The sequence below is a fragment of the Aeribacillus sp. FSL M8-0254 genome, from assembly GCF_038008845.1.
Classification (GTDB): Bacteria; Bacillota; Bacilli; order Bacillales; family Aeribacillaceae; genus Aeribacillus; species Aeribacillus composti.
Window position 1 is genome coordinate 499310 of the sequence record NZ_JBBOZY010000001.1, and the last position, 20015, is coordinate 519324.

A 20015-nucleotide genomic window follows, 5' to 3' on the forward strand; every position below is an offset into this window, starting at 1 on the left:
GTGAAAGTAATGAAGGAAAACAAAATAAAAATTTTATTACATGGCTATATCAATATTAATGTCATGGATGGATCAGCTGTTTTTATAACAGGTTTTGCAGATATGTTATCTCAAAGCCCAAATTTAGAAATTGATTTTGTTATAGCTAACCCAATTTACAGAGATATATTAATCCAGCCATTATTTGAAAAGGAAAATGTAAATATTATTTCACCATATAGTGATAAAAATATTTTGATGTTAAAACCTGATTTGAAAAATAGAAATAGAATGACACATCGTGAAGCTGCTGATGTTCTTTCATATTATTGGACTCAAAAAGAGTATGATTGGCTCATTATTCGTGGAATGGAAGTAGTTGAGCATCTTGCTGAAACAAATCCACAAATTTTAAAAAACACGATGACTTATGTAACTGGAATTACCCACGAAGGACAAATTTTTACAAAAGAAAAAGAGGAAAAGATTGAGAAAGTTTTTAAAAACAGTGCTTATTTACTCTGTCAGACAATTGAAATGAAACAATATTTGTTACATAGATTTCCGGATTTTTTAAAAAACACCGAAATAATCCATCTAAATCCTATGATACCAGATACTGTAGATGATTTTATTGAGGTGTTTGAAGAAAAAGAAAAATATACAAAGTTATGTTATACTGGAAAATTCGATGTTGGTTGGAATTCGATTCCAATGATTACAGCATTCCGAGAATTATTAGATGAATATCCTGAGATTTCATTAGCAGTTGCGGGGGATAGATTTAATATAAATAAGCAATATCCTCATTATGTAGAGGAATTGAAATATCTTTTGCAAAATACGAAAAATCTTGATTGGTATGGAGCTTTGCCGCGAAATGAAGTTCGGAGTTTAATTATGGCTTCTGATATTGGTATTACATGGCGGGATAAAAGAATGGATTCCAGTCTTGAATTGTCAACAAAACTGTTAGAATATGGCAGTTTAGGGAAGGCTGTAGTTATGAATCCAACAAAAATGCACATTAAACTATTTGGTGAGGACTATCCACTTTATGCAGAAACAATGGATGACTTTATTCAATGTGTTTCAAAAGTAATTGAAGATCCAAAATTATATAGACAAGCTGCTGAAAGAATGTTTGAAGTTAGCAAAAAATTTACTTATTCAGAAACACTAAAAAGATTTTTGCCTTATTTGATTAATGGAAGGTATGAAAGGTTTTTTCAGGAAAATCATTTGAAAATTCCAGAGAACTTAGAAGAACAATTGAAGGCTACTGCTGATTTTCCATATATATATGAAAATTTGGATGATAGTAAAAGCGTTTTGATTATTAATTACATTAATAAAATTGCAAATGTTAAAGAACATATTTTATTGTGTAGTAAATATGGAGTTTTGTCGAAAAACCAAAAAGTTGGAAATATTGTGCTCACTCTCGTTAATAGAACTGATAATGATGAACATGCAAACTTAGTTGAAAACTTAGGAAATTCAATTTTTGACGATTTACTTTCAAATATAACTGTTCAAAAAAATTCACAATTTAATGTTCAACAACTTAAAACACATGGTCATCTTTTATATTCAGATGAAAGTAATAGCGACAGTTTGTCTATAAAACATAATTTGAAGAACAGAATTAAAGAATTGGAAATTATCGAGAAAAAGTATAAAGCTCTGGCATCTTCAAAACTTGGTAAATTAACAATTAAATATTGGAATTTCAAAAAGAAGTTCCGATAAATAAAAAGAAACATTAATTTTTAGCAAAAAGAAAGGGTGAGGAACAGATTTTGAAAAAAATCGTCGTCGGGTTCCTTTTAGGAATGCTATTCTTTTCTCAGCTCCAGTTAGGAATTGTTTATGCTGCATCTGGAAATGCAAATAATACCGTTGATGAGGGATTGAATGGAAGTCAAGAGGTTCAAGAAGATTTTAATACTGGAGAGAAGAATAATGAGGATGAGAATAGTTTAGAAAAAGGAATCGTTGTTATTATAACAGATAAACAATTGGAAATTTTTGATTCTATCGAAGAAGACCGAAAGTTAATAGGCACCATTGTTTTAAAAGAACCAATTCTAGTTTATCCTGTAGAAAATGAAAACGCATGGTTTAGCCTATCAATTGATGGGAAAACGGGGTATGTATCTGCTGAAAACGTTTCGATTGTGAAAAATGAAAAAGTTTTAGATGATTTAATAAAGGAAAATGAAACGAACAAAGAAGACCAAACAAAAAAGGTTAAAGTAAGTGTACAAGAAAATCTTCCATTGATAGTAGATAAAAATGAAAATTCTGAAGTTTTTATGTTTGTAGAAAAAGGCCAGCAAATAACTCTTTATCGTTTTGATGAAAGTTGGCTATATACCTATGTTGCTGGACACAAAGTATATGTATCTACTGAAAAAGTAGATACAATGCTGGGGACTAAAAAACCTGAGCAAAACGAAGAATCAGACAACCATCAAGAAAATGAGAGTTTGAATGAAAACACCTCTAATGAATCTACTGAATCAACTAAATCTGTTCAACAACGAACTAATGAAAAGACTTCAGAATTAAATGAGGAGTTAGTGCAACAAAAGATCGATCTCAATTCATCAAATACAGTTAATCAACTTGCTATATCGAGTGTTAAATCTGTTCGAACTAATAGTGTTCGATTTTCTTCCTCAGTTAAATTTTTCAAAGTAACAGCACCTGGTGTAAATGTATATGTTAAGGAAAACGGGGCTTTAAAAAAGATTGGACAGTTAGAAAATGGACAAGTTTATCCTCGGGTAGCTGGTGCAGGAAACTGGCATCAAATTGATTTTAGTGGTGAAGAGGCATTTGTCTATGAAACGAGTACGGTTCCAGATAATGGTTCATCTCTTCGTAATTTAGCAAATAGCAGATATCCGAATGCAATAATTCAAACTAAAGTAGAAACACCAGTTTATGAAAGTCGTGACGGAAAACTTATTAAATTTGGTTCCCTATTAGAAGGGGTAAAGCTTCAAGCTTTTAAAAGAGTAGGTAATTGGTGGGAAGTTGATGTTTTTGGAAGAACCGGATACATCTATATAAACAACGTTTCCATACTAAATCAATCTGCAAAATATTTTAAAGTTACTGCTGATGTGCAATATGTATATATTCCAAGAGGAAATGGAATGATACGAGTTGCCCAATTGACAAAAGGTCAAATATATCCTAAAACAGGAGAACAAGGTAATTGGCTTCAAATTGATTTGAATGGAGTAAAAGGATTTGTTTATAAAAATGGAACAACTCCAATATTTAACGCAGATTTGAGGAATGAAGATAAGAATTCTTCTAAAGTAATAGGAAAGTTCATTTCGTTAAAACCGACACCGATTTACGATAACACTTCGGGGAAATTAGTTCAGTTTGGGACGTTTAATCCAAATATTGAATATAGAATAATAGGTGAATCGGGAGATTGGTGGAAAGTAAGTTTTCTTGATAGAATCGGATATATTTATAAAGCAAATGTAAAAAGATCATTTGCTTCAACTGATAAATACTTCAGAGTTTTAACTGATGTTTTGAATGTATACTATAGTACGTCAAATGGATTGAAAAAAGAAGGAGAGCTATTAAAAAACCAAATTTATAAAATCGAAGGAAGAAAGGGCGACTGGTTTGTTATATATTATGCCGGAAAAACAGGATATGTGTGGAGTCCGTCTACAGCACCTGCTTCGGCAAATTCATCCTATTGCTTTAACGTTCCTAGTACAAATCGAAAATTAGATGTAAAAACTGTTACAAAAACTCCTGTATATTATAAAAATAATTGCACGTCAGATAATCTGATACAGTTCGGTTACTTAGAAGAAGGCATCACAAATGTTCGTGTGATAAATATATATGGCAATTGGCTACAAATAGCATTTGGAGGAAGAACAGGATATATTTATAAATTTTCTACAAACCTGGAGTTTACTAAAATTCAATCATATGATAGCTTATTTTCTGAAGCTTTACAGAAACAAATAGCTGCATCGCCTCAAATAGCATCTTCTGAGATTAATGGATATATTTTAAGTACTGCTTTTAAATCTATTCAAGATGGGTATGGAATTGTTTCAGGAAACAATTGGAATATAAGAAGTGGTCCTGGAACAAAATTCACTCAATTAAACGCAGCAACTTCTAACGGCTATTTAATAAATAATGAAAAAGTAAAAATTTTAAGCAGTGAAATAGTGTACAACTCTACTACTAAAAAGATGGAAACATGGTATGAAATAGATTATCGCAACACATGGAGACTAAATAGTAATGGGGATTATGTCGCACACAAACGTGGCCCAGTGACTTATTGGGTTATGGCACCGCCTAAACAAGTTGAATATTATCTAAATCCAAATAACTTCAAAAATCATGCTGTACAGAAGTTTCAATTTTTAGACTTGTCATCACCAGCGAACATTTCCGTTACAGAGTTAAATAAAGTTTTGGCTGGAGAAGGTATTTTGGAAGGAAAAGGAAAATCTTTTGAAGATGCAGCAAAAAAATATTCGATCAATGAAATCTATTTAATTGCTCATGCGATATTAGAAACAGGTCACGGTCGTTCAGAATTGGCTAATGGAATATATGTTGATAAAGTAGATGGAAAATCTGTACCTGGGAAAACTGTTTATAACATGTATGGTATTGGAGCCTATGATGGTTGTGCAAAAACATGCGGTGCAGAAAGGGCGTATAAAGAGGGCTGGTTTACTCCTGAAGCTGCTATAGTTGGAGGAGCAAGATTTATTGGGCAGGGCTATATCCATAATGGTCAAAATACTTTATATAAAATGAGATGGAATCCAGCTAACCCTGGTACTCACCAATATGCAACTGATGTCCGTTGGGCATACAATCAAGTATATGATATATATAATTTATATCAAAAAATGGATAATTACACATTGACATTTGAAATACCACAATACAGGTAAATGTAAAATATACTGAACTCCTGTGAAAAATGTGGAGGCAAAATATTCCCAGAATATTACAAAGAAGATTCATGGTGGAGAATACAAGATTTCGTTGCACGATAAAAGAGAGCGGGCGTTGATTTTTCACGCCCGTTTTTTGTGCGACGGGCAGTCGTACTTTGTGTAGGGATTCTACACTGAATGAGTCGTTAAAGGCTGGAGCACGATACCTATGGTAAACACGGCTCTGAATAACCTGGAAGACTCATTTTTTTCTCGAAGGTGAAAGTCCTTCCACTGGAGTGCTGATACAACCAGTGAAGACTAATCTAGGGCATCATCGTGAGGTGGTGTCTGAAGGAGATGCGGAAAGTCGAGAGACCCGTAGTCGGTTAGGCAGACCCAAATGCATAAGCGTGAAGCACAGCGGCAGGGTAAGTTGACGACCATGCGGAAATAATGGGAAGTCCTCTACTGAGAGTAGTGGTCTCTGTTCGATAAATCAGCTGAATAGAGATGGCTTATCAAGTGATGGTGCTGGGTATGCTTATAAGGAAGGTACGATGACCCCGTGAGGTCTCCATTCTACCTTAGGGACATCCATCTATAAGGGCAATCCGAAATGATGAATGTGAATGGAGAAGTCAGACGTTCCCATAGTACGGAAGTAGTATTTGGACCAAACCAAGTATGAACGGAAGGGGAACGACCTTGTGGCTCTACATCTGTAAAGGTGTGTAATGCGAACAGGAAACGATACTGCGGTAAAAACGAACTGAATGTACACAATGAAAGGTGTGGAATATGCAATGAACCGTGCGTTAACTTTAAAATGGCATAGTATTTATGGACAAATTCTCTTTGACAGGAAATTAAAAGCAGCCTGGGATAAGGTAGAAGCGAACGGTGGGTCTGGCGGTATCGATGGTGAAACGATAGACAGCTATCGATATAACTTAGATGAGAATCTAAACTCACTTTTACAAAAGTTAAGAAGAAAAGAATATAAACCTTCCCCAGTAAGAAGACATTACATTCCAAAGAAGAACGGCAAACTTAGACCTTTAGGAATCCCTAACATTGAAGACCGAATTGTCCAACAAGCTCTAGTAGATGTGCTACAACCGAAATTCGAAAATGGCTTTTTCCATAAATGGTCATGTGGTTATAGACCAAATCTAGGCGCGAAGCGCGTCCTACAAATAATCATGGCTAATATCGAACAAGGATATAACTACATTTATGATGCAGATATCAAAGGCTTCTTCGACAATATTCCGCATAAGAACTTAATGAGAGTGTTAAACAAATACATTGCGGATGGAACGGTATTAGACATGATTTGGAAATGGTTAAAAGCTGGATACATGGAGGAAGGAAAATACCATGCAACAGCTTCAGGAACACCCCAAGGGGGTGTCATTTCTCCACTACTTGCCAATATCTATCTAAATGAGCTTGATTGGATGTGGGCTGAGCACAATTTTCGATTTGTCAGATACGCAGACGATTTCCTGGTGTTTGCTAAAACAGAGGAAGACATCAAGAAAGCTGCAGAAGTCACGAAAGAGAAACTAGCGGAACTCGGTCTTGAACTCTCATCGGAGAAAACGAAATTTGTAGATTTCAATAATGACGATTTTGACTTCATAGGGTTTACATTTGAACATTGGCGAAAACGCAAAAAGGATGGTAAACCATACTATATCGCTAAACCAAAAGATGCAACTTGGAAAGATTTTCGTCAGAAAATAAAAGCAAAGACAAGGAAAACACTCACACTCAGCAAAGAGAAATGGCTTGGGCAGGTTAATCCAATCATTCGAGGCAAGGTAAACTATTTTCTGACGATCTATGAAGCAATTAAGGCAAATGCACAATTTGGATTTAAAAGTTCTTGCTTCTTTCAAGCATTTGGAAAAGAGTTATTAGCGATAGATGGTTACATACGAAAAAGGTTAAGAGTTGCCATGATACACAGTCATCCAAATCAAAGAAAAGGACATCTTATGAAAACAAAATGGAATAATGAATTCTTTGCGAGGATAGGTTTAATACCAGCATATTGGTATTACTATCATAAAATTTATGGATTTACTTTAGAAAATTACATTCAACGTATGAAAGAAAAACAACGAAAAGAACTCGAAAGACGTAAACAAAGAGCGAAAGAAGAGGGTCAAGAGTTTTACACTCCTGACCGTGTCCGTAAAATGCAATATGCGCAAAGGTTAGCGACGTATTAATTGTAACACATTGGTAAGCCGTATGCCTTAATAGGGCACGTACGGTTTGATGAGGGGGTAGCCTTGAAAGAGGTTACCCTACTCTATTTTTAAATCTACGAAAAAACGCCTATCCCGTTATTAATGTAAGTATCCTTTCTAGGGAAAAATTTTTAATGTAACTATTCTACACTTTTACTAGGTTAAGTCATATTTTCAATAAAGTATTAACGATTTCATTTCAGAAAGATTATGTATCCCGTATTATGAACCATGATTGAAAAAATGAGTGTTGATTTTTCTTTTCTTAAAGGTAGAGGTCGCAAGGACCAATTATTCCTTTCTAAAATGATGTCAAAATAATCTTTGAAAGGAATAGGATTACCGATACTTATGCCTGGTTGATTGTGAATAAAACTACAAGTGTGCTCATGAAGAGATGAAAGCCCTCATCTCAATTTGCTACGAATCATATGGAAAAACGAGAGACTTCAATTCTATGAATGTGTAGCTCAAGTTTGACAGAGTACACTAAAGAAAAGCCCGAAAATACTGGTGTTTTGGACTTTACCCACAACACGTACCACTACACTTGTTAGTGGCACGTGTTTTTTTCTAATACTCTAGGAGGCGCTTGTGTGACAAGTGCTTCAAATGCTAGATTTGCTTGACCTTGTAATTCTGTACGAACGATTTGCTCTTCACCATTCACGCGTATTTTCGAGGCCTTCACCTGGCTTACATCATGCAAAATATCCTTTACACTTGTTTGGCATCCTATTTCTTTTAGCTTATAGGCCAAAAAGGATTCCATGACAAGCGCAAGGAAACAAACCATGATATGGCCTCGAATACGAGATTCCACTCGATGGTACATCGGGCGAAGTTCTAGATTCGACTTCAGGTTACGAAAGGCTTGTTCCACTCTCCACAACTCTTTATAGGCAAGTGCTGCCTCTTCATCCGTTAATGACGAGTTGGTCCGAATGGCGTACTTTCCGTCAAACTTTTCGTCATTGGATACCTTCTCTTCATCAATTTTGGCCGATGCTTTTTCTATCGTTAAAAACTTGGAATACGCACGGTTTTTGACGAGTCCAGATGGACCGAGTTCATCAAGCTTCGATTGAAGGTTTTCTAACACGACTTGACGACTCGCTCGATCACGTTCTTCAGCGTCCGGATTGTAACAGAGTACATACGTTTCGCCATCGATTTTCTTTGACTTCACTTTTAGATTCGGGAGAACCTTCTTATATGGCCCACGGATGGATAATAGCTCTTGGGCTTTCTTCGACTTTCGTAATTTGACACCCACAATATATTCCATGCCCAGTTCACGAATTTGATCTAAGTTGGCTTCACTAACCATTCCGCGGTCTCCCACTAGAATGACTTTCTGAATAGGATAGCGCTTCTTCAGGTCTCCAACCACCATGCCAAATGTCTTCGTATCATGCATGTTTCCAGGGAAGACTTGATGCCCAATCGGAATCCCTGTTTTGGTCATTAATAAGCCAATCACGACTTGTTTTCGATCTCCACGATGATCTTTGGAGTAACCATAGTGAGCCAGCAGTTCGTCTGCTTCCTCTCCTTCGAAATAGGTGCTTGTCGTGTCGTAAAACACGATATCTACTTCTAATGAGGTTAAATCGGTTAAATGTCCATAAAGTTGTTCCTCAATTTTTTCTTTTTGTTCACTTAAGAAGTCTAATGCACGATAGTAGTGATGGAGTTGGATGTCTGAAAGACCTTCTGCATAAATCGTGTCGATCCATTGTTTGAAGATATAATGCTTACTATTGGGATCCATGAGACGGTTTAACACCATGGCAAAAATGGCTTCGTCATACTGAGAAGCAGCCTCGGAATCATCCATGATTTTACGTAATAGCCGGCCAAGCCCTAACTTTTCCCATACCTTTCGGAACAGATAAACCGGCCCAAACTCTTTTGTCCAAAGCACGGAGACAGAAGAGGAAGAGCCTTGCCCGTGAATTCGGTCAAAGTAACGCTCTGAAAATTTGGCTAATCCCTCGATTAAGTTATCGATAGAGCCATTCTCTAATAAATGTTCTAACCTCCCTAGATTACAAAGCGTTTGTTGCCGAACTTTATTGTCTACTCGAAATGTACGACATATTTGTAGATATTGACGAACTGAACCATTTTTATTTTTTTGCTTATTAATTCGAATATACATAGCACTAATAGTATAACATATATTACATATTATTGGATATACAAAAGTTATCCACATAACACTACATAATGATTATATTTTCGATAAAAAAAGTGGATAACTATTGGTATAATCACCTTTAGTTATCCACATGTAGTGAAATGGTGTCAAACTTGAGTGTAGACGGTTCGGACTAATAATCATTAAAATCGCTATGCACGAACGAAAAAGGAAACTACAAATTCTGTTTTAAAAAACGAAAGCAAAACACTAAGAAGAGTCTTTCGTAAGGCAATCGGCATTTCAACAGTTTTTTGCTATTGGAATCTGGAAAAAACATTTTAAGTTTAGGCTCGACAACAAGTCTCACAACTTACTAAAGGTGGGAATAAACCGTCTGCTATAGGAAAAAACTTTTTGTTTAGACTAAACTTGAAAGAGGAATAAATGTTAAGTATAATGTCTATTCATTATATGTTGTTATAAAATTGTTATGGAAAAGCAATGTAAGATGTTGAAAAATATGATAAAATAATGTTTGTTTTTTGGATTACATGTGTAGAATACTCTAGAAATAGGAGATATTTGCATGACAGTATTTGCGAAGTTCATTCGTTCTATTAAAGAACATAAAGATTTGATTCGTTATTTGACTTTTTTTGATTTAAAATCGAACGTTGCAAGAACCTATATGGGATTTTTGTGGTGGATTATCGATCCAATTCTTTATATGATGATTTATTATTTGCTTGTTGTCGTTATTTTAGGGCGGGGAGGCCCGCATTATCTAGTGATTTTATTTACCGGGTTAATTCCGCTTAAATTCACAACCGCCTGCTTAGTTGATTCCACGTCATCGATTGTCGGGAAAGCTAGCATAATCAAGCAAATATATGTGCCGAAAATTGTTTTTATTCTAGTTCGCCTATGTGTAAATAGTATAAAATTTTTGTTAAGCAGCATTGTGTTAATGTTGTTTTTGTTAGTTTACGGCATTGATTTTGAATGGACGTATCTTTTATATCCTTTAATCGCCGTTATTCATGCGATCATTTTATTGCCTTTAATGATTCTTTTCGCGCATGTAGGAGTTTATTTGCGGGATATCAAAAATTTAATGCAGTATATTGCAAGGGTACTTCTTTATGTATCGCCTGTATTATTTACAATTTCGGATGTTCCTAAACGACTGGCTGGTCTTTTTTATTTAAATCCATTTACAACTGTGATTGAATCTTACCGGAATATTTTGCTATACCATTCTCAGCCATTATGGCTTTTATTAGGTGGCTTAATCGTAATAAGCTTCATTTTGTTATATTTTGCACTAAAGATTTTATTTAAATATGAAAATGAGTATGCAAAGGTGATTTGATTTGAGTACATCGATTATTGAATTAAAAAATTTATGGGTTTCCTACCCGTTAGGAAAAAAAAGCAGAATTTCCGACTTGTTTAAAAAACGAAAAGAAAAAAAGGAATTTTGGGCTTTAAAAAACTTAAATTTTGATGTAAAAAAAGGAGAGGTATTAGGGGTTATCGGACGAAATGGGTCAGGGAAAAGCACTCTTCTAAAAATTTTGAGCGGTCTCATTCTCCCTGATAAAGGCGAATATATTGTTCGTGGAAAACGTCCTGTTTTATTGTCGCTCGGAGCAGGATTTGACGGTGAATTATCAGGTATCGAAAATATTTATTTAAACAGTCTCCTTCTTGGTCATAAAAAAGAAGAAGTAGATGCCAAGCTAAATGATATTATTGAGTTCTCGGAACTAGGTGATTTTGTATACGAGCCTGTCAGAACATATTCGTCGGGTATGCGGTCAAGGCTGGCATTCTCCATTGCGATCTCGCTGGACCCGGACATTTTATTAATTGACGAAGTTCTCGGCGTTGGCGATCAAGCATTTAGAGAAAAAAGTGAAAAAGCCATCCTTGAAAAAATTAAACAAGACAAAACAGTGATTATTGTTACCCACTCGGCCAGTTTGGTCAACAAAATTTGCGACAGAGTTGTCTGGATTCACCTAGGGGAACAAAAAGCCGTCGGATTAACTGCTGAAGTTGTTCCAAAATACAATGCTTTTATGAATGGAAGAGCGAAAAAATGAAGCGGATTGTGATGCTTCTTTACAAAGATATCCATTTTGATGCGAGAGTTCAACGGGAAGCCATCGGTTTGGCAGAACAAGGTGAAGAAGTTTTCATTCTTTGTTTGAAAGAATTTAACACAGAGCCCCCGTTTCTTCATAAAAACATTAAAATTGAGAGAATGAGCATATTTTCCAAAAAGTATAAACAGCAATTGCTCAATGAACCGAAAGAAAACAAAAAATTAAGTGTTAAACAGAAGGCGTTAAGCCGCATCATTCGGAGTCCGGTCATTAAATTGATAAAAGATTTATATTCTTATCATGAATTTTACCTAAAATGCAGAAGCTGGTTGAAAGAACAGCAGCAACAATGGGATGTTATGCATTGCCATGACTTGAATACATTAAAAACTGGAATAAAACTGGCAAAAGAATTTCAAGCGCACGTTGTCTATGATTCTCATGAACTGTTTAATGAAATGTCAGGCAGGAACAAGCTTGACCGTTGGTACGGTTATCGGCTTGAAAGAAAATTGCTGCGGGATGTAGATCAATTAATTGTTGTTAATCCGTATGTTGCCGAAGAATTTAAGAAACAATACGGTCAATTGCCGGAAGTAACGGTTATTCAAAACGTACCGATTTATAAGGAAGAAGATACGTGCGCTATAGAAGATGACTATTTTCGAAAAAAATACCGATTAAAAGAAAATGATTTCCTGCTAATTTTTCAAGGCGGCATTGATCCTCACAGAGGATTGGAAGAGATTTTAAAGGCAATGGAGCTGCTGCCTGAGCATTTTAAATTAGTGCTTGTTGGAAATGGCCGGATCAAGAGTGATCTAGAAAAGGCTGTTTTGGAAAACGGTTTGGCAAACAGGGTGTTTTTTCATGAACAAGTACCTGCTAGCGATATTTTATGTTATACAAAACAGGCTGATGCAGGGCTTGTTATGTATAAAAACATAAGCCGAAACAATTATTTTTCTACACCTAACAAAATATTTGAATACTTGTTAGCCGGCATTCCTGCTATAGCTTCCGATCATCCTGGAAAAAGCTATATAGTCAAAAATGAACAAACAGGCATTTGTACGGAAGAAACTCCTGAACAAATTGCTAAAGCCGTGTTACAAATTTATGAAAACTACGATTTCTATAAAAACAACTGTTTACAAAAACGAGAAAAGTATTCATGGCAAAAGGAAAAAATGAAACTTGTCGAAATGTATCGAAGACTTTGAAAAATAGTTGTGTATTTTTATTTTTGGTATAATATAATGGTGTTTATTAGTGCAAAAGGAGTGTACATTTCATGAGATTGTGTGTAATGGGTCTAGGTTATATCGGTCTGCCAACTGCAGTAATGTTTGCAAAACATGGTGTGCAGGTGCACGGCGTTGATGTGAATGAAAAAGTTGTTAATATGTTGAATAATAAAGAACTTCATATTGAAGAACCCGGATTGCCTGAAATGCTTGCTGAAGTTATTGATGCTGGACAATTTACAGTCAGCACGAAACCGGAAAAAGCTGACGCATTCATAATCGCAGTTCCTACGCCGGTTAATCCGGACGGTTCTGCTAATGTTGATTATGTCCGCAGTGCAACCGAGATGATTCTTCCGTATATTGAAAAAGGGAATCTTGTCATTCTTGAATCTACTGTACCGCCAAAAACAGTTGAAAACGTAATGATTCCAATTTTAGAAAAATCAGGATTGGTTATTGGAGAAGAATTATATATTTCACATTCACCTGAAAGAGTTCTTCCAGGCAAATTGTTTGAAGAGCTTGTATCAAATGATCGCATTGTCGGTGGGATTAATGAAAAATCAAGTGAATTGACTGTACAGCTTTATAAACGCTTTGTCAAAGGAACAATTCATAAGACAGATGCTACTACTGCGGAAATGGTTAAATTAATGGAAAATACTTATCGCGATATAAACATTGCCTTTGCTAATGAACTTGCTAGAATTGCTGAAAAATTGAATTTTGATGTATGGGAAGCAATTGAGCTTGCAAACTATCATCCGCGCGTAAACATTCATAAACCAGGACCTGGTGTTGGTGGACATTGTATTGCAGTTGATCCGTATTTCATTATTGAAAAAGCACCTGAGCAGTCTAAGCTTATTACACTGGCACGCAGCATTAATTCCAATACACCAAAAACTGTCGTGAAAACCATTCAAAATATTGTAAAGGAAATCGAAGAGCCGAAGATTGCTGTATTAGGGTTGGCATTTAAAGGCAATATTGATGATATGCGGGAAAGTCCTTCTTTAGAGATTATTGAGGAACTGAAAAAAGCAGGATTCAAGCTCAGCATTCATGATCCGCACGTGAAAGCAGATGTAGAAGGAAAAGTGGATACGGTCGAGGAAGCGGCAAAAGATGCTGATTTATTGGTAATTTTAACAGATCATTCTGCTTATAAAGATTTGGATTTTGCGGCAATCAAGAAAGTGATGAAATCTCCGATTGTTTATGACACACGGAACCTGCTTGATCAAGAAAAAGTAGAACAAGCTGGGCTTCACTATTTAAAAATTGGTTCAAAACTTTAATATATGAAGAGGCTGGCTCATGTCGGGGAGTGCAATCTTCCTGAAAAAATGTCTTTGAGCAGCCTCTTCTTCTATATGCTGGAGGTTATGAAACCAATGAAACAATGGATCTTAAAAATGGGCGTTTTCTTTTCTTTATTTATAAAATCTCAGCCAGTGCAAAATCGCCTTTTCCGCCTGTATTTAGAAAAAGGGGACTCTCTGCAAACGGCAATTGATTTGATTCCACTGGCAAAAAAATTTAATAAACATCTTGTATACATGAACATGATTCAACGGACAAACCAATTGAAAGATACAGAAAAACGCTATATAAAAGCTCTTATTTGGGAATCACTTTCTCTTTTTGCCAAAGCTTTAAAAGAAATTTTCCAGCTTTCTGATCAAAATGAAGAAATAGTGAAATTAAAAGGGAAATTGCTCTATTTGGAAAGAAGGACTAAACCACTTCTGCTGCTTTTGGAAAATACAGAACACCGCCATTTTTTGCCGACTGAGATGCAATTATCGTTTGTAAAATACGCTTACAGCAAGGAAAAAATTGAAATAGCCAAACAGCTATGTGAACTGTTTTTACAATGGGGTCAGAATAAAAATGTAGAGGAAGTTTATCAGCACATAGTTGAAATTTATGATATAAGAAAGAAATGGGAAGACGAATTCCAACGTGTCTCCTATGATATTCATACGGCCATTCAAACCATTGAAAACCTTCCGGAATTGGAACAAACACAGGCAGTCATCGCATTGCTTCAACAAAAAGACGGAGACGAGTATGAAACTGTATTGCGATGGTTATGGGGAAAAGGGGTATCAATCCCTTATTCAGAAGAAATTTTACTGCCTCTAAAAGAAGCGATAAAAGCGAAGGATCAAAAAAAGTACCAAACAGTTTTTCATCAGTGCATGACAGCATACAACAGAGGTGAACGCTCCCAACTGTTAAGAAATATGCTCATCGAAAGTTTGCAAAATGCTGTCCTTTCAGAACAAGAGCTTTATTCATTAAGAAATGCGGTGGAATCAAAATATATCCATTTATTGAGCAGGGAGCTGTTAAACACATTAAAAGAAAACAATCAGCTTATTTCTTTATATGAACAAATGATGAACGATTCTATTACACTTGATGATTTTTCTGTTTTTATGAATTGGTGCAGGACTATAGATCACGATTTATCGATTAAAATGTTAAAGACTTTCGTCCACAAGCTGTTTCATTCAAACAGAAAATTGCCAATTGCAAAAGAGCATTTAGAAACAATGAATCATTTTATTGCAGGCGATTTCGAATTTGAATGTGTGAAAAAAAGGTGGCTTCTTGAACATCGCCAACAAGAAGAACTGCTTAAAGAAATCGACAGCTATAGCAGCCATCATAAAACGAAGATGCTTTTTTATTTGGCGAAATATGCTTATGAACATGAGTATTATGCTGAAGCATCGCTTCTTCTAAATAAAGCGTATCAATTGCGGCCGAGAAGTCTGTTTGTATTAAGAACATTGATTGGGGTTCATCATCGATTGGGAAACATTTCTGAGCGTGTGAAATATTTTGAAGAGCTTCCTTTTTTCATTCGACGAATACTCAAGAACGATTATGAGATCGCAAAAGATGAAAAAGAACGGATGAAGGAAAAGTGGACGTGGAAAAAAGATTTGCCGCAGATCGCATTAGGCGACAAAATTGTCCACGTATTAAATAAATCTATGCCTGAGGTTAATGGATATACCATTCGAAGCAGAGAAATTGTCGTTCATCAAAAGAAGCTTGGGCTCAAACCGGTCGTCGTGACAAAACTCGGATGGCCCCTAAATCGGAAGAAAACGAAAATAGAGAACATTGATGGAATTGAACATTATCGGCTGTACACGCAGCAAGATATTCGTTTAAACGTTGTTCCGCTGACAATGTATTTCGAACATTATGCTGAGCAGTTTGCAAATTTATTGATGGAAATAAAACCGAGAATTGTACATGCAGCGTCAAATTTTCAAAATGCTTTGCCGGCTATTCAAGCAGCTAAAAAGCTGGGCATTCCTACTGTTTATGAAGTAAGGGGCTTTTGGCACGATACGACAGCGAGCAAAGTAAAAGGATTTGAACATTCCGAACGTTACCGGATGCATGAAGAATATGAAATCTATTGCTGCCAATTAGCAGATAAAGTTGTAACAATAAGTGAAAGCTTAGCTCAACAATTGATCTCTTTAGGAGTTGAAAAAAATAAAATTTTCATCGTTCCAAATGGTGTTGACGCAGATGTTTTTACTCCTGAAGAACGAGATGAGGAGCTCATGAACTTGTATGATTTGCATGGAAAAATTGTTTACGGGTTCATCGGCTCTGTGACAAAATACGAAGGACTGGACTTTGCTTTAAAAGCTATTAAACGATTGAAACAGGATGGTGAAGATTTTCATTTCCTTTTAGTAGGTGATGGACCTGCTGTCGCTGAATTGAAAGAACTTGCTCAACAACTTGATATAGCCGAACACGTTACGTTTGTAGGTAGAGTCCCGCACGATGAAGTAAAAAAATATTATTCTGTTATTGATGTGTTTCCGTTTCCGCGTATTAATGCGAAAGTATGCCGGCTTGTTACTCCTTTAAAACCTTACGAAGTAATGGCGATGGGGAAACTTGTGCTTGTCAGCGACATTCCAGCTTTGAAGGAAATGGTGATCGAAGGTGAGACCGGATTAATCTTTGAAGCGGAGAATGTTGAATCATTATACGAATGTATGAAAAAAGCTCAGGCAGATCTGCATATTGGCATAAAAAGCAGAAAATGGGTAGAGCGGGAGCGCCATTGGAAAGAGTTGTGCAAGCAGTATGTAAACATATATAGCTGAATGAATTGCCCAATTGTTTTGGGCATTATTTTTTTGAGTGATAAAAAATTTGTTATTTATACCGATACAACATAATGATATGATCTTTTAAGCGGCACAATTTTTATTCAGGAGGAGATGTTGTGACAAAAAGGTATTTTTCTATATTTTTAGCCTTTATCATGATATTTTCTTTATTTTTTCAGCCAGTTTTAAACGATGTTTATGCTAATAAAACTGATGCTGTTTCTCTCGTTTCGTTAAAAAAAGATTTTGTGATCACAGATGATACAAATCAAATTTTAGGCACTATTTCCAAAGATGCTGAAATTTTTGTGAAAAAAACTGAAAACGGAAATTATGTATTTGATTGGCTCGGAAAAGAAATGGAACTGCCGCAAGATCAATTTGAACTGAGTGAAAGCCAATTAAATTACTATAATGTGAATGGCGAAAATAGCAGTATAGTAGATTTTAAAAGTTTTAAGGAACGTGTGAAAGTTTCGGATCCAACATCGAACAAAATAATTGCATACATAGAACCTGGTCAGAACATTCCATTCATAGAAGAGAATGAAAACAAGTTAAAAATAATTATTGGCAATCGTGAAGGAATAATCACTTTTGAAGAGAATCCACAACCGGAAAATGAAATGGGTTCGGAATTAAATGAGGAACAAAAGGTAGAAAATAAAATACAAAAAAACTCTGAATCAATTGATAATCTGGAAGAAAACGCTGGAATTGAAAATCGAAGCAACGAAGAAAGTAAAAATATAAAGAATACCGATTACAACGCAGAAAATGATGAACAACAAAAAAATAAAATGAAAATGATGAGTGCTGTTGATGCTAACTATTTCAAAGTGTCAGAAGAGAATGTACCTGTATATATAGACAAAAATGGAAAGCTCATAAAGGTTGCAATTTTGAAAAAAGGAGAAATTTATCCGAGAGTTGGTGAAAAGGACGGTATACATGTCATCAAATTCGGTAAAACTCAAGGATATGTTGACCAAAAGTCATCTACTCTATTATCTATTGCAAACCTGAAAAATGAAAATAAAAAATTTACAAACAGTTTGTTTACGATTAAGATTACAAATAATGCTGTTGTCTATGATAATTCATCTGGAAAACTAGTAAGGTTTGGGATTATTCAAAAAGGCATTGAATATCCAGTCATTCGTGATGTAGGAGATTGGTGGATGGTCGATTTTTTAGGGAGAATTGGCTATATCCACAAAGATGGAACAGAGCTTTTATTTTCATCCAATGTGAAATATTTTAAAGTAACAGATGATAATGTTCCTTTATACATAAAAGGAAAGTCACTAACAAAAGTCGGTTCATTGCAAAAAGGACAAATATATCCGAGAATTAGTGCAAAAGGCAATTGGCATATCGTAAAATTTGGAAAAATTCAAGGATATATTCATAATGATTCGACAGTTGGTATAAGCTCTCCATCAATAAAAAATGAAAACAAAGCCCTTAAATTTGACTCTTATTCTATTAAAATCACTAAAGATGCTAATGTATACGACAATTCATCTGGAAAATTGGAAAAATTGGGGGTTATACAAAAAGGGATTGAATATCCAGTAATTAAAGATGCAGGCAATTGGTGGATGATTGATTATGTCGGAAGAATCGGCTTTATTCATAAAAGCAATGCTAAGGTTTTGTTTCCTTCAAACACTAAGTATTTTAAAGTTACAAGTGATAGTTTGAATGTATTTATTAAAAAAAGTGGGAAGCTAGTGAAAGTCGGTTCATTACGAAAAGGTCAGTCCTATTTGAGAACTGGGGGAAAGGGCAATTGGCATGAAATTCAATTTGGTTTATCAAAGGGATATGTTTATAAATTTTCAACTGTTCCGTTATCCCACCCAAACTTTCAAATAAGTTCTTTAAAAAACAATGGTAAAATAACAATTTTACGAGATGCTGTGGTTTATGATAATTCAAATAAAACACTTGTACCTATTGTAACATTGTTAAAAAATATTGAATATCCGATTGAAGGGGTATATGGCAACTGGGTAAAAATCCATATTGCTAATCGGGTTGGCTACGTCCATAAGAGTGATGTAAAAGTTTCGTTAAAAAAACAGGCGAAACCTGGGAATCTTGTAAACCCCAATCAAGTTTACACATATGAAGAGATGGTCCGGGATATTAGCGAATTAGAGAAAGCTTATCCTAATCTCATTAGTAAGAGAATTATCGGTCAATCGGTTGATGGACGAAACATATATGCAGTGAAGCTTGGAAAAGGCAAAACGGAAATTATGATAAACGGTTCCCATCATGCGCGAGAATATATCACGACAAACTTGCTGATGGAAATGATCGATGTATATGCTTACGCATATTCAAAAAATTTACGTGTTGACGGCTATCCTGTAAGAAGCATTTTAAATAATGCCTCCATTTGGTTTGTACCGATGGTAAATCCGGATGGGGTGACATTAGTACAAAAAGGGCACAGAAGCGCTAAAAATCCTGCCTATGTATTAAAACTAAACGGTGGCAGCACGAATTTTGCAGCATGGAAAGCAAACATTCGGGGAGTGGATTTAAACCGGCAATACCCAGCAGATTGGTATAGAATTGCTGGGAATACAGGAAGACCATCCCCTCAAAATTACAAAGGGCCTAGACCATTAAATGAACCGGAAGCAAAGGCAATGGTTAACTTTACGCTAAGCAGAAATTTTAAAACGGCGGTTTCTTATCATTCTTCTGGCGAGATAATATATTGGCACTTTAATACACCAAAACAGCATGAAGTAAGAGATAGAAAAATAGCGAGTATGATAGCATCAAAAACAGGTTATCGTCTCGTTCCACCGAGCAATAATCCTAGCGGGGGAGGTTTTACGGACTGGTTTATATCAACACAGAAAAAACCGGCCTTTACTCCTGAGGTCGCGCCATATGTTGGCAATCGTCCTGTTCCGATATCTTACTTCCCATCCATTTGGAAGAAAAATCAGTCCATTGGCATTATGCTAGCTGACGAAGCATATAAAAATAGAAATACTCGATAACAAACAATGAGGGTGTCCTAAAAGTAATTAGGGACATCCTTTTTTAAAAAACACTTCAAGGTTTTCCACTTCTTAGATATAGTTATATTGAAAAAAACGCAAAAAATTGAGATTGACG

At 35.4% G+C, this 20015-nt stretch carries 10 protein-coding genes; 9 read left to right on the top strand and 1 reads right to left on the bottom strand.

Annotation, left to right across the window (positions count from 1 at the left end):
• Positions 1–9: 9 nt before the first annotated feature.
• From NSQ44_RS02500 to ltrA, 3 genes are all read left to right on the top strand, one after another.
• The gene (locus NSQ44_RS02500) at positions 10–1731 is read left to right on the top strand and encodes a glycosyltransferase (protein ID WP_340854733.1); all 1722 of its coding nucleotides are present in this window, start codon (positions 10–12) and stop codon (positions 1729–1731) included.
• A gap of 50 nt (positions 1732–1781) precedes the next feature.
• Positions 1782–4949, top strand: a complete 3168-nt coding sequence (locus tag NSQ44_RS02505; RefSeq protein WP_340854735.1) for an N-acetylglucosaminidase — start codon at positions 1782–1784, stop codon at positions 4947–4949.
• A gap of 770 nt (positions 4950–5719) precedes the next feature.
• On the top strand, positions 5720–7177 hold the full coding sequence (gene ltrA / locus NSQ44_RS02510; RefSeq protein ID WP_232515578.1) for a group II intron reverse transcriptase/maturase: 1458 nt from the start codon (positions 5720–5722) through the stop codon (positions 7175–7177).
• Between the two features lie 574 nt (positions 7178–7751).
• Here the strand turns inward: ltrA and NSQ44_RS02515 are convergent.
• A complete protein-coding gene (locus NSQ44_RS02515; protein ID WP_340854736.1) occupies positions 7752–9362 on the bottom strand; it encodes an IS1634 family transposase in 1611 nt (536 codons plus the stop codon).
• 568 nt (positions 9363–9930) lie between these two features.
• Between NSQ44_RS02515 and NSQ44_RS02520 the strand changes: the two genes are divergently transcribed.
• The 6 genes from NSQ44_RS02520 (at position 9931) to NSQ44_RS02545 (ending at position 19897) form a co-directional block, all read left to right on the top strand.
• Positions 9931–10716 carry an ABC transporter permease gene (locus tag NSQ44_RS02520; RefSeq protein ID WP_340854737.1) on the top strand — a complete coding sequence of 262 codons (786 nt, stop codon included), beginning with the start codon at positions 9931–9933 and terminating at the stop codon, positions 10714–10716.
• Between the two features lies 1 nt (position 10717).
• The gene (locus NSQ44_RS02525; protein ID WP_063386314.1) at positions 10718–11452 is read left to right on the top strand and encodes an ABC transporter ATP-binding protein; all 735 of its coding nucleotides are present in this window, start codon (positions 10718–10720) and stop codon (positions 11450–11452) included.
• Positions 11449–12678 carry a glycosyltransferase gene (locus tag NSQ44_RS02530; protein ID WP_327873307.1) on the top strand — a complete coding sequence of 410 codons (1230 nt, stop codon included), beginning with the start codon at positions 11449–11451 and terminating at the stop codon, positions 12676–12678. The genes NSQ44_RS02525 and NSQ44_RS02530 overlap by 4 nt, the downstream gene beginning before the upstream one ends.
• Positions 12679–12749: 71 nt before the next feature.
• A complete protein-coding gene (locus NSQ44_RS02535) occupies positions 12750–14006 on the top strand; it encodes a nucleotide sugar dehydrogenase (protein ID WP_063386312.1) in 1257 nt (418 codons plus the stop codon).
• 96 nt (positions 14007–14102) lie between these two features.
• Complete coding sequence (locus NSQ44_RS02540; protein WP_340854739.1) at positions 14103–16862, top strand: glycosyltransferase family 4 protein; 2760 nt, start codon at positions 14103–14105, stop codon at positions 16860–16862.
• A 122-nt stretch (positions 16863–16984) separates the two neighbouring features.
• Positions 16985–19897, top strand: coding sequence for a M14 family metallocarboxypeptidase (locus NSQ44_RS02545; protein WP_340854740.1), 2913 nt, complete (start codon positions 16985–16987; stop codon positions 19895–19897).
• The last annotated feature ends 118 nt before the right edge of the window (positions 19898–20015 follow it).